11 protein-coding genes are annotated in these 12,786 nt (G+C 42.2%); 7 read left to right on the forward strand and 4 right to left on the reverse strand.

Annotated elements, in window-relative coordinates:
* Positions 1-43 precede the first annotated feature (43 nt).
* Positions 44-1,582, forward strand: a complete 1,539-nt coding sequence (locus IM797_RS25090) for an ABC transporter substrate-binding protein (protein WP_370583122.1) — start codon at positions 44-46, stop codon at positions 1,580-1,582.
* 16 nt (positions 1,583-1,598) lie between these two features.
* Here the strand turns inward: IM797_RS25090 and IM797_RS25095 are convergent, their stop codons facing one another.
* The 4 genes from IM797_RS25095 to IM797_RS25110 form a co-directional block, all read right to left on the reverse strand.
* A complete protein-coding gene (locus IM797_RS25095; protein ID WP_194129976.1) occupies positions 1,599-4,046 on the reverse strand; it encodes a TonB-dependent receptor domain-containing protein in 2,448 nt (815 codons plus the stop codon).
* 120 nt (positions 4,047-4,166) lie between these two features.
* Entirely contained in the window at positions 4,167-4,547 is a 381-nt protein-coding gene (locus tag IM797_RS25100; RefSeq protein ID WP_194129977.1) for an RNA polymerase sigma factor, read from the reverse strand.
* Positions 4,548-4,693: 146 nt separating this feature from the next.
* Positions 4,694-7,498: a leucine--tRNA ligase gene (leuS, locus tag IM797_RS25105; protein ID WP_194129978.1), complete on the reverse strand. Its 2,805-nt coding sequence runs from the start codon at positions 7,496-7,498 to the stop codon at positions 4,694-4,696.
* 133 nt (positions 7,499-7,631) lie between these two features.
* Entirely contained in the window at positions 7,632-8,045 is a 414-nt protein-coding gene (locus IM797_RS25110) for a hypothetical protein (protein ID WP_194129979.1), read from the reverse strand.
* Between the two features lie 270 nt (positions 8,046-8,315).
* Between IM797_RS25110 and IM797_RS25115 the strand changes: the two genes are divergently transcribed.
* Genes IM797_RS25115 through IM797_RS25140 form a run of 6 tightly spaced genes read left to right on the forward strand, consistent with a single transcriptional unit; the run spans position 8,316 to position 12,758 of the window.
* On the forward strand, positions 8,316-9,194 hold the full coding sequence (locus tag IM797_RS25115; RefSeq protein ID WP_194129980.1) for an ABC transporter permease: 879 nt from the start codon (positions 8,316-8,318) through the stop codon (positions 9,192-9,194).
* Positions 9,194-9,418, forward strand: a complete 225-nt coding sequence (locus IM797_RS25120; protein WP_194129981.1) for a DUF3098 domain-containing protein — start codon at positions 9,194-9,196, stop codon at positions 9,416-9,418. The genes IM797_RS25115 and IM797_RS25120 overlap by 1 nt, the downstream gene beginning before the upstream one ends.
* Positions 9,419-9,422: 4 nt before the next feature.
* A complete protein-coding gene (locus IM797_RS25125) occupies positions 9,423-10,223 on the forward strand; it encodes an undecaprenyl-diphosphate phosphatase (protein WP_194129982.1) in 801 nt (266 codons plus the stop codon).
* Entirely contained in the window at positions 10,223-10,939 is a 717-nt protein-coding gene (truB, locus tag IM797_RS25130) for a tRNA pseudouridine(55) synthase TruB (RefSeq protein ID WP_194129983.1), read from the forward strand. Before IM797_RS25125 ends, truB begins: the two co-directional genes overlap by 1 nt.
* Positions 10,940-10,954: 15 nt before the next feature.
* Positions 10,955-11,818, forward strand: coding sequence for a YitT family protein (locus IM797_RS25135; protein ID WP_194129984.1), 864 nt, complete (start codon positions 10,955-10,957; stop codon positions 11,816-11,818).
* Between the two features lie 4 nt (positions 11,819-11,822).
* Positions 11,823-12,758, forward strand: a complete 936-nt coding sequence (locus IM797_RS25140; RefSeq protein ID WP_194129985.1) for a bifunctional riboflavin kinase/FAD synthetase — start codon at positions 11,823-11,825, stop codon at positions 12,756-12,758.
* Positions 12,759-12,786 lie beyond the last annotated feature (28 nt).

The following is a 12,786-nucleotide window of genomic DNA, read 5'->3' on the forward strand; positions in this document are numbered from 1 at the left end:
TTGCAAAAACGACACTTCAAATGCTGAAAAAACAGTGTTCAATATGAACATGGATCAAAATGTCACTTCATTGGATCCGGCTTTTGCAAGAAATCAAAATGCAACCTGGATGGTCAACCAGATTTTTAACGGCCTGGTGCAGATTGACAGTGCCCTGAACACCAAACCATGCATTGCCAGGACCTGGCAAATTTCTGATGACGGACTGGTGTATACCTTTAACCTGCGCAACGATGTTCATTTTCATGACGATGCCCTTTTTCCCGGCGGAAAGGGCCGGAAGGTCATTGCCTCAGATTTTGTATACAGTTTCAACAGGCTGATCGATCCAAAAGTGGCTTCTTCCGGCACCTGGATTTTTAGCGACAAAGTCAAAGACATCCACAATTTTATCGCCATCAACGATTCAACCTTCCAGGTAAAACTGGTGAAGCCTTTTCCCGCCTTCATCAAATTGCTGACCACACAGTATTGCTCGGTGGTACCGAAAGAGGTTGTAGAGCATTACGGTAAAGATTTCAGAAGTCACCCGATTGGCACCGGCCCCTTTAAGTTCAAATACTGGAAAGAGGACGAAATCCTGGTAATGCTTAAAAATGAGCATTACTGGGAATACAAAGACGGCGTACAACTTCCCCATCTGGATGCGGTAAAAGTGACTTTTATTAGTGATAAGCAGAGTGCCTTTATGAATTTCATCAAAAAAGACCTGGACTTTTTTGACAAGGTAGACGGTAGCTACCGCGATGATGTATTGACCAAAAGCGGAAAAATGACCCGCAAATACCGGGGGAAATTTCAACTTAAAAAAAGTCCGTATTTATGTACAGAATACGTAGGTATTTTGGTAGACACCTCTAAATCTATTGTAAGAAATTCTCCGCTCAGGTTAAAAAAAGTGCGGCAGGCAATCAACTATGCGATAGACAAACCCAAATTGATTAAATACCTCAGGAACAGTGTGGGTATACCGGCAACTTCAGGTTTTATTCCGCAGGGAATGCCGGGCTTCGATAGTACCGCTGTAAAAGGATATCATTATGAACCCGAAAAAGCGGCCCGTTTATTGGCTGAAGCTGGCTTTCCAGACGGAAAAGGCATGCCAATGATTACCCTGAGTACCTCAACGACCTATAAGGACATGATCGAATTTATACAAGGCGAGCTCAATGCCGTTGGCATTAAAGTTAAGGTGGATGTGAGTCCGGCGGCGAGTTTACGGGACATGATGTCGAAAAATGGTGTGAATTTTTTCAGAGGTTCCTGGATTGCAGATTATCCGGACGGAGAGAATTACCTGGCAGTATTTTATTCGAGAAACAAAGTACCTGACGGGCCGAATTATACGGGTTATTTCAATAAAGATTTTGACCGCTTATTTGAACAAAGCTATTACGAAAGTGATGCTGAAAAACGATACCTGCTTTACCAGAAAATGGATAGGATGGTCATAGAAAATGGAAATATTGTCCCGATTTTATATGACCAGTCTATTGTGATGATGCAAAATAACATTAGCGGGTATGTGCTAAACCCGCTAAGTCTGATGATATTAAAGTATGTGAAAAAGAAAAACAGGTGATGTAGTTAAGGGCTGCTTAATTGCCTCCCCCTACGCCACCGATTCCGCCGCCAAGGCCACCACCACCTTGCTGTTCTTCTTTTTTCAGGTCGTCATTGTTGACGCCTTTTTTCTTTTTAGCCGGACCATTAAAATTCATTTTACCGAATTTATAGCTAAAGTTCAGACCGAATGAACGTAAAGGATAGTGAATATCGGTACTTTGAACAGAATTAGCCGTGGTATTTAAGGTTTTGATGTTCAGGTCCCGGTTAAATGGATTGAGTGCATTGATGCCAATGGTGGCATTTTTCTTCAGGATCTCTTTTTTTACAGCCGCTCCGTAAAAATACATTTTGTCGGTTTTACCCTGCGATGTACGTTTTGGTGAGTTTAACACGCCCCACAATTCCGTACTCCATCCGCCTGACAATGCATAGGCCGAGCGGGCGAAAGCGGTGTAGTTTAAAAAGGTTCCTGTATTCAGGTTACGCTCCGCATTTTTCACTTCGTAAGTGTTCAGTCCCAGGTTGGCCATCAGTGTCCATTTGGGCTTTGGATTGTAAGATCCGAATATGTTTACGCCGTAAGACTGGCTTCTGCCCACGTTACGGTAAGTGGTTAAATTTTTTGCAATGCCATCTTCAATCCTCGGGTCGATGAAACTTTCAATGACATCCTTGGTTGTGCGGTAAAAAACAGAGGCATTGATCATGGATCCTTTAATAAAAGTAGAATACCCCAACTCCATATTATCCGTCAGTTCCGGATCCAGTTTTGGATTTCCTTCGATCGGGTTAAACACGTCGCTTTCATTTCTGAAAGGGTTTAAATAAAACAAACTCGGACGTTGTACCCTGCGGTTATAGCTTAATTTCAGGGTAGTTCCTGCTTTTAAATTCTGAGACAGTACGACACTTGGGAACAGGTTAAAATAATCGTTGTCAAAATTGGTTGTATTTCCTGCCAGTCCGTTGATTTTGGTGTACTCAGCCCTTAAGCCAGCTTTCACCAGGATCTTTTTGCTCAGTTTAAATCCCATCACACCATAAGCCGCAGCGACATTCTGATCGTAGTCAAAATCTTGCTGGGCAACATCGTAATCACTCTTGATATTTCTGAATATCCCCTTGAGCCCGGTTTCTAAAGTGGTGGTTTTGCTGAATGGGTAGGTATAATCGGTTTGTAAAGTATACTCATTGTTCTTGCCGGTATTGTGTCCGGTAATTACCTGATCATCAAAGCCTGGTATGATAAACCGGTTGGAGAAATCACTACCGTTCCTGCCTGTGGACAATTGGGCTGAAGCGCTGAACTCCTCCCCTTCCTTTTTACTGGTTTTACGGTAATCTACATTCCAGTCCAGGTTGTTGAAACTCATGTCCATATCCCTGATATTGGTTGAAGAGACGCCATTTCTGGTGATGTCTGAGCGACCTGGCCCCCCATTTGAAAAGCGGTTCAGTTTAACTGTGGTACTGATGTTGTTGTAACCATTGATGTCGTAGTCGAGTCCGCCGCCACCATTGTAGCCCACACGTGACCATTTCGAAAATCCGTTTTGGAAAGTTTCATTGGTGACACCCCCAATGGTTGAGGTATTGAAAGTAACCACTTTAGAATTTTGCGGATAGGCTTGATTTACGCCAAGGTTACCGGTGACAGACAAGCGGCCTGTTTTGGCGCTGATGTTAAAGGCCCCATTGTTAGAACGCGTACCAGTAGTACCGTTTATGCTTCCATTGATGCCTTCGGCAGTTTTTTTCTTGGTGATGATGTTGATGATACCGCCGGATCCTTCTGCGTCATATTTTGCGGACGGGCTGGTGATGACTTCCACACTTTTGATCTGCTCGGCAGGGATCATTTTAAGGGCATCAGCTACGCTGTTGGCCATGGTGCCCGAAGGCTTACCGTTGATCAGCACCCGGACCGCAGCTCCCCTCAATTGGACGTTGCCATTGATGTCAACCGAAAGCATAGGCACTTTACGCATCACATCAGTTGCGTCGCCACCTGCGTTGGTGATGTCCTGTTCTGCATTGTAAACGATTTTGTCTACTTTATTTTCAATTAAGGCTTTTTGTCCGCTGATTTCCACCTCTTTCAGATTGCTGGAAGTTGGGCTCAGATAAATGGTACCCAGGTTGTGGTCTGGTTTTTCTAAAGTCGTGCTCAGCGTTATGGTTTTAGACTTATAGCCCATAAAGCCGATGGAAAGCTGATAAGCATCGGGACTCACGTTTTGCAGGACGACCTTCCCTTTGGGATCGGTCACTGCGCCGTTCACATTTTTATTGTCTTTTGCTTTCGCCAGGGCTACACTGGCATAGTCGATCGGTTTCCTGGTGATCGAATCTGCAATAACAGCAGTGATCCGGCCAGTAACGGTCACCTTTGTGGATGCGCCGCCTAAAGTAAATTGTGCATTTGCTGTCAGGCCTATGCAACATATCAGTATCAATACAGGTAAAATTCTTTTCATTTTCGTTCTTATACCACAATTAGTAGGATAAAGGTAGAAAATGTTACAGGTTGATTGAACAGAATTTAACCCAGCTGTCTGAATACCGCGGTAAAGCGACCTTTTTTACCGGTAAAATTACTAGCCTAAAACCCGTTTGAACCTGCCCAGACTTAATCTGAACTCCCCGAATCTTTTGCTGATCAGTGCAGGTAGGTAATTTGCGCTGGTTTTGTCGGCTGCTTTTCTTTTATGAAGGATCTCCATACAGGTAAATGCAAAAATATATTTGTTCAGGGATTCGATCTGGTGTTCGGCCCTTAGTTCCCAAAGGTGTAAAAATACAGCAGCCACCACATCTTCCGTTTTATCTTTATCATTTAAAGCGATGTGAACCAAATTATAAACCCGCCCAAAGTATTTATGATAAAGTTCATCGAAAGCTTTGACATCATCATTTTTTAACAATTCTAACAATTCCGAATCCCTGTCGTCCAATAAATTAAAATCTACCCTGTCCATATAAATTACAAATTAAATAAGCTACTCCCCTTTTGGATGATATGGAACAAAGGTAAAACAAAATCTACCAATTTAATAGACTTTATTTAAAAACAATAAAAAAAGGCCTGATACGAGTTGTATCAAGCCTTTTTAGTGCAAAATATTTACAAAACGATATTGACGATCCTGCCTTTTACGACAATTACCTTTTTCGGGGTATTGCCTTCCAGGTATTTCTGAACATTTTCGTCAGCCAGGACGGTTTCTTCAATTTCTTTAGCTTCTAAAGTGAGGCTTAAGCTCATGTTTAACCTTGTTTTTCCATTCACAGAGATCGGGTAACTGAACTCGTCTTCTACCAGGTATGCCGGGTTAAATGTTGGATAGCTGGCCGCTGAAAGACTGTCTTCATGGCCCAGCAATGCCCAAAGCTCTTCAGTAATGTGCGGTGCATAAGGGGAAAGTACCACAACCAGATCTTCCAGAATTTGTCTGTTTTTGCATTTCAATTCTGTCAGCTCATTTACTGCAATCATAAAGCTGGAAACAGAGGTATTGAATGAGAAGCGCTCTACATCATCCTGTACCTTTTTAATGATCTTATGCAAAGCCTTCAGTTCTGCCTTAGCCGGAACAGAATCACTGACATGGAAAACACCGGTTTCATTGTGGAATAAACGCCAGAATTTACGCAGGAACTTGAATACACCTTCTATACCATTGGTGTTCCATGGTTTACTTTGCTCTAACGGGCCGAGGAACATCTCGTACATCCGGAGTGTATCAGCGCCATAACTTTCAATCAGAACATCAGGGTTAACGACGTTGAATTTCGATTTTGACATCTTTTCAACCTCAACACCACAGATGTATCTGCCATTTTCCAGGATAAATTCGGCCTCAGCAAATTCAGGTCGGAACAATTTGAATTGCGGGATATTGAGGATTTCATTTTCCACAATGTTCACATCCACATGTAATGCAGAAGTTTTATATTCTTTTCTTAAGCCGTAAGACACCAGTGTATTCGTACCTCTGCCTTCTTCATCAATAACGCGGTATACAAAATTACTGCGTCCCTGGATCATCCCCTGGTTGATGAGTTTTTTGAACGGTTCTTCTTCCTGTACGTGGCCGATATCTTTTAAAAATTTATTCCAGAAACGGCTGTACAACAAGTGTCCGGTAGCATGTTCTGCACCACCTATGTACAAGTCAACATCTTTCCAGTAGGCAATCGCCTCTTCAGAAGCAAATTCAGATTCATTCTGAGCATCCATGTAACGGTACCAGTACCAGCTTGAACCAGCCCAGCCCGGCATGGTACTCAATTCATACTCATACTGATCTTCGTACTTCCAGCCCTCGGCCCTGCCCAATGGCGGTTCACCGGTTTCTGTTGGTAAGTATTTGTCAATTTCAGGAAGCATCAAAGGCAGCTCTTCTTCTTTAATTAAATACGGAAGTCCGTCTTTAAAATAAACCGGAATGGGTTCACCCCAATAACGCTGGCGACCAAAAATGGCGTCACGCATGCGGTAATTCACTTTTGCTTTTCCAACTGCTTTTTCTTCCAGCCAGGTATTTAAAGTCTGAACCGCTTCGGTGTAATTCATGCCGTTGATGAATCCGGAATTGATGTATTTTCCTTCTTTAGTGGCATCGGCCTGAGTTTCGATATCTAGCTGTGCATCTAAGATCTGAACAATCGGCAGATTGAAATGTCTGGCAAATAGCCAGTCGCGCTGATCGCCGCTTGGCACACCCATTACTGCGCCGGTTCCATAACCTGCCAATACATAATCTGCAATCCAAAGCTGTACGCGCTCACCGCTTACCGGGTTAACGACATAGCTGCCGGTAAATGCACCGGAAACTGTTTTGGTATCGGCCATACGATCCAGTTCAGACTTTTTCTTGGTCTGCGCGATGTAATTGCTGATGTCATTTTGCTGAGCAGGCGTTGTTAAAGCAGCAACAAGTTCGTGCTCTGGTGCCAATACCAGGTAAGACACACCAAAAATGGTATCTACTCTTGTGGTAAAGACCTCGATGTAATTTTGCGATAAGGTACTGATGTCGTTGCTGGTTTCAATGTCGAACCTGACACTTGCCCCAACACTTTTACCAATCCAGTTGCGCTGCATTTCTTTAACCGGCTCTGGCCAGTCTATGGTATTCAGGCCTTGAAGCAGGCGTTCTGCATAAGCGGAAATGCGCATGCTCCATTGCATCATTTTCTTTTGTTCAACCGGATGGCCTCCACGCTCAGAATATCCGTCTTTAACTTCATCATTAGCCAATACGGTACCCAAAGCGGCACACCAGTTCACGGTGCTCTCTTTAAGGTAGGTCAGGCGATATTTTAAAAGCTCTTCCTGTTTCTGTTCCGGGGTCATGGTTGCCCAGTCGCTTGGCATAAAGCTTTTCACATCCTCATCACAAACCGCCTTAACATCTGCACTACCGGCAGTATTGAATTTATCAATTAAAGTAGAAATGTCTTCTGCACGGTCAGTTTCCAGGTTATACCAGGAATTGAAAAGCTGCATGAAGATCCACTGTGTCCATTTGTAATATTCAGGCTCGCTGGTACGTACTTCACGGCTCCAGTCGAAAGAGAAACCGATGCGATCCAGCTGCTTGCGATAGGTATTGATGTTCGCTTCGGTAGTTAAAGCAGGATGCTGACCGGTTTGAATGGCATATTGCTCTGCAGGTAAACCAAATGAATCATAGCCCATCGGGTGCAAAACATTAAATCCTTTCAGGCGCTTGTATCTTGCAAATACATCAGAAGCGATGTAACCCAGCGGATGACCTACGTGCAGGCCTGCCCCGGAGGGATATGGAAACATATCCAGCACATAAAATTTAGGTTTATTACTGTCTTTTTCAGCCTTGAACGTTTGGTTTTCCGCCCAAAACTTTTGCCACTTCTGTTCTATTTCTTTAAATTGGTAATCCATTAAGCTATTCCTTTTTATAGCGCGAAAATAAAGAAATAAAGGTTGTTAGCGAAAAGTTTAGCAGTTTAATGATTTGCCTGAATCGGCGGACTGGATTTAGCAGGGCAATTCAGGCAAATTCAAATGCAGTAAATTATCGGTAGAGTTCGTATTTTTTTGAAGTATTGCCGGTGCTTTTGCTGATGGTTCCCGAAAACTCCAGCAGGTTATCGTTCACATTGCTGACCGTGCAAAAGGTAACCTCTCCGGAAATGTTCAGATTGAAGGTCTGGTTGATCAGTACCGCGTAGTTGCCACTGAGCCGGTTTCCGGCGAGATTTACTTCAAGCTCATCGTTGTCATTGTTCCTGAAGTCGAGGTAATCGGCATCCACACCTGTATAGGTGGTGGTTGGCGTACTACCCACCGTAGTTTCGATCTTTTTAACCTTCCATTTACCGATCATCCTGCTTTTTAATGATTTTCCATCCACGGAATCTTTTTTACACGCAGTGATTCCGCAAATGATTAAAAATAATAGGCTTACTAAAGTTAACTGTTTCTTCATTGGGTATAGGTTTTTGAATTAGGGAATGATTTTTTGATTACTTATTGAAACGAATCAATTCCGGTTTTGGTACAGAAATGTTACAAAAAGACAGGTCTGGAAATTTGAAACTATAAAATAACGATGTGAGCGGCCGGATTGGCTAAGCCCATTTTGGGATAAAAATAGCACCGATTCCCATTTCTTAAACTAATTAAACAGAAATTACGTTGTAGGTTTGTACTTTAGTGGCTTATATTTTTTATTTTCGCAAAACATAAAAACGATTACATGGAAGAATTTGAAGTTAGCGATGCTTCTAAGAAGACAAAAACCATATACATTTCTACTATTTTTAGCATAGCATTGGTTTTGTTGATGCTTGGAATGCTGGGATTGATATTGGTGCATGCAAAGAACCTTTCTAACTACGTGAAGGAAAATATTGTATTGAATATTATTGTAGACGAAGGTGCTAAGGAGACTGCTGTTTTGGCTTTTCAAAAAGAGCTGAATGCCAATGCCGCTGTAAAAAACACCGTTTATGTAAATAAAGAAATGGCTGCAAAGAACCTGACCACCGATTTGGGCGAGGACTTTGTAAACTTTTTAGGCTATAACCCATTGCTATCTACCATTGATGTTTACCTGAAAGCAGACTATGCCAATAACAAAAGTATAGATGCACTGAAAGCTGCCATTGCAAAAAATCCGATTGTCAAAGAGGTGATCTACCAAAGCTCGCTGATTGATATGGTGAATAAAAACATCAATACAATTGGGCTGATCATTCTGGGATTTGCAGCAATTTTGCTCATCATCTCTGTTGCCCTGATTAACAATACCATTAGACTGGCCATTTATTCTCAGCGGTTCCTGATCAAAAGTATGCAACTGGTTGGCGCGACCAAGAACTTCATCCGCAAACCCTTCATTCTGATTGCGGCCTTGCATGGTTTGATTGCGGCATTTATTGCCATCCTGATCTTATTGGGGATCCTGTATTATGCCCAACGCGAAATTCCTGAAATGATCATTTTAAGGAATTACACAGAATTTGGAATCGTATTGTTGAGTTTGATTGGTGTGGGTATTTTCATTACCGCCATCAGTACCTCTTTTGCAGTAAGCAAATATTTGAATCTAAAAATTTACGACCTTTATAGATAATGTTAGAAAAAAAAACAGCACCTGTACACCAGGAAAACAAAAGTGAATTGGTTTTCACTAAAAAGAACTACCAGTTACTATTGATCAGCATTGCAATTGTTGTAGCAGGCTTTATCTTAATGATGGGCACCACTGATATCTACGACTTTAGAAAAACCCTGCTTGCGCCAATGGTGGTGCTATTTGGGTTTGGGTTTGGTATCTATGCCATCCTAAAAAAGTAAGTTCATGGATTTTTTACAAACCTTGATCCTTTCTATTATAGAAGGGATAACGGAGTTTTTACCCGTTTCTTCAACAGGACATATGATCATTGCTTCATCCGTAATGGGCATAGACAAAGATCCATTTGTTAAATTATTTGAAATTGCGGTACAACTGGGTGCCATACTCTCGGTTATTGTTTTTTACTGGAAGAGATTTTTCCCCCTGAACCACTGGAAGTTTTATTTGAAACTGGTCATAGCCTGTATACCTGCAGCGGTATTGGGTATGCTGCTTCAGAAAAGAATAGATGCCCTGTTGGAAAGCGCAGTAACCGTGGCCATTATGCTGGTTGTAGGTGGTGTAATTCTATTGTTCATTGATCGCTTCTTTAACAAACCAACGGTAAAAACAGAGCCCGAGATTACCAATAAAAGTGCTTTCATCATTGGGATGTGGCAATGTCTGGCCATGATTCCGGGTACGAGCAGAAGTGCGGCCAGTATCATTGGTGGTATGCAGCAAAAATTGACCAGATCGGTTGCTGCAGAATTTTCTTTCTTTCTTGCTGTACCAACTATGGTTGGCGCGACAGGTTTAAAATTGTACAAAGCTTATAAAGAAACACCGGAAATATTGAACAACAAACACAACCTGATGCTTTTGGGCGTTGGTAACCTGGTTGCTTTCATCATTGCCCTGCTGGCCATCAAATTTTTCATTGGTTATGTTCAAAAATATGGCTTCAAGCTTTTTGGCTGGTATAGAATTGTTTTTGGTTTACTATTTTTAGCCTTGTATTATCAAGGTCTTATACAACTTTAATGATTGAATTTAAAGATTTTAATTTTGCTGAAGGTGAATTGTTATTGATCAATAAACCTTACAAGTGGACAAGTTTTGATGTAGTGGGGAAAATTAGAAATTCTTTAAAACCATTGAAATTGAAAGTAGGTCATGCCGGAACATTAGATCCGCTGGCCACAGGATTACTCATTCTCTGTACCGGAAAACTAACCAAGCAGATTGATACTTTTCAGGCGGAAGATAAGGAATATACCGGCACGATGGTACTGGGTGCCACAACACCTTCATTTGACCTGGAAACGGTTGTAGACCAGCAATTCCCGATAGATGGGCTGACTGTAGAAGCCATTCATACCGCCGCCCTTCCTTTCACCGGAAACATCCAGCAGTATCCACCGGCACACTCTGCTGTAAAGGTAAATGGCGAGCGTTTGTATGTGAAAGCACGTCGTGGGGAAGAAACAGAGCTGCGCTTACGCGACGTAACCGTATCTGCTTTTGAAATTACAAGGATTGAGTTGCCGGAAGTAGATTTTAGAATTGTATGCAGTAAAGGCACCTATATCCGCTCACTGGTATCGGATTTTGGGAAACAACTGAACAATGGTGCTTATCTTTCAAAGCTTACCCGTACCCGTAGCGGAAACTTTTTACTGGAAAATGCGTTTGAGGTAAAGGACCTAGTTGATTATCTTCGCAATAAGAGAGAGGCTGCTGCTTCCGGGGAAGAATAAGACTAAAACAGATATATGCATACCCATTTTAAAAATCGGAATATCAGGTACACCAAAGATGTATTTCTGATCACCTGTGGAATCATTTCAGCCTGTTTTGGCTTGAAGAGCTTCCTGATGCCCAATGGTTTTATTGATGGTGGTGTAACGGGGATTTCCCTGTTGGTAAGCAGGATAACCAAGTTTGAATTGTCTTACCTGATCATTGTCATCAACATTCCCTTTGTCATTCTGGGTTTTAAGCAAATTGGAAAAGGTTTTGCAATTAAAACGGCCATTGCGATTTTAACACTGGCGGTAGCACTGGTGGTGATTCCTTTTCAGCCAATTACCCACGACAAACTGTTGATTGCCTTTTTTGGTGGCCTGTTTTTAGGTGGGGGTATCGGCCTGGCCATGCGTGGCGGATGTGTCATTGACGGCACAGAAGTACTTGCACTTTACATCAGCAGGAACAGCATGCTGACTGTCGGGAACATCATTCTGATCCTGAACATCGTCATATTTGCTTTTGCTGCCATTTTTCTGAATATAGAAACGGCCATGTATGCCATACTCACCTACCTATCGGCGTCCAACACCATCGACTTTGTGGTCAATGGCCTGGAGCAATATACCGGGGTAACCATTATCTCTGATAAAAATACCGAGATTAAAGAATTTATCATTGAGCAAATGAAGAGGGGTGTAACTATTTACAAAGGCGAGGGTGGTTACGGCATCAAAAAAGACATTGATATTTTATACACTGTAGTTACGAAACTAGAGATGAGCAGACTGCAAACAGAAATCAGGCAAATAGATCCGGATGCTTTTGTGGTGCAACAACAAATTGCAGACATTAAGGGGGGCGTTGTTAAACGCCAGTCTTTACATTAATTTTATGAAGATATACCATAACTTTTCTGATTTTAAGAAACTGAATAATGCGGTTGTAACCATCGGTACTTTTGATGGGGTTCATTACGGTCACCAGAAAATCATCAACAGACTTTGTGAACTGGCCAGATCTACAGGCGGTGAAAGTGTAATTCTTACCTTTTTTCCGCATCCACGTTTGATTATTGATCCGGAAAACCAAGACCTGAAAATGATCAATACCATTCATGAAAAAGCTAAAATCCTGGAAGGACTGGGTGTAGACCATTTGATTATTACACCTTTTACACGTGATTTTTCCAACCTGAGTCCGGAGGCATACATCAAAAACATTTTGGTTGACACCATTGGCGTAAAATCATTAATTGTGGGTTATGACCACCGCTTTGGAAAAGACAGGGAGGGCGGCATGCGGGAACTGGAAGCAGCTGCACAGACATTTGACTACCAGATTGAGCAGATTCCGGAGCAAGACATCAATGATGTGGCCGTTAGCTCGACTAAAATCCGTAATGCACTACTCCAGGGGGAAGTAGCACTGGCTGCCGAATACCTGGGCTATCATTTTTCGCTCCATGGCAGGGTGATTAAAGGAGATAAAATTGGCCGCACGATCGGCTTTCCGACAGCAAATATTTTTGTGGAAGAAACCTATAAACTGATCCCTTCGGATGGTATATATGCCGTTACAGTTGCCATGGCGGATCAGACTTTTAAAGGGATGGCCTATATCGGGCAGCGCCCGACCATAAATGGCATGACCAGGAATATAGAAGTGAACATCTTTGATTTCAATGCTGAAATTTACGGTCAGGACATCACCATGTATTTTTTAGAGTTCTTAAGACACGATGTCAAATTCACTGGTCTGGAAGCCTTAAAACTGCAGTTGCAAAAAGATAAAGAAGATACCCTGAAGTACTTCAAATCCTTGTCATAACCTGAAATAATTGCCTTTTTTTGATCAA

Source organism: Pedobacter sp. MC2016-24, assembly GCF_015223055.1.
GTDB lineage: Bacteria > Bacteroidota > Bacteroidia > Sphingobacteriales > Sphingobacteriaceae > Pedobacter.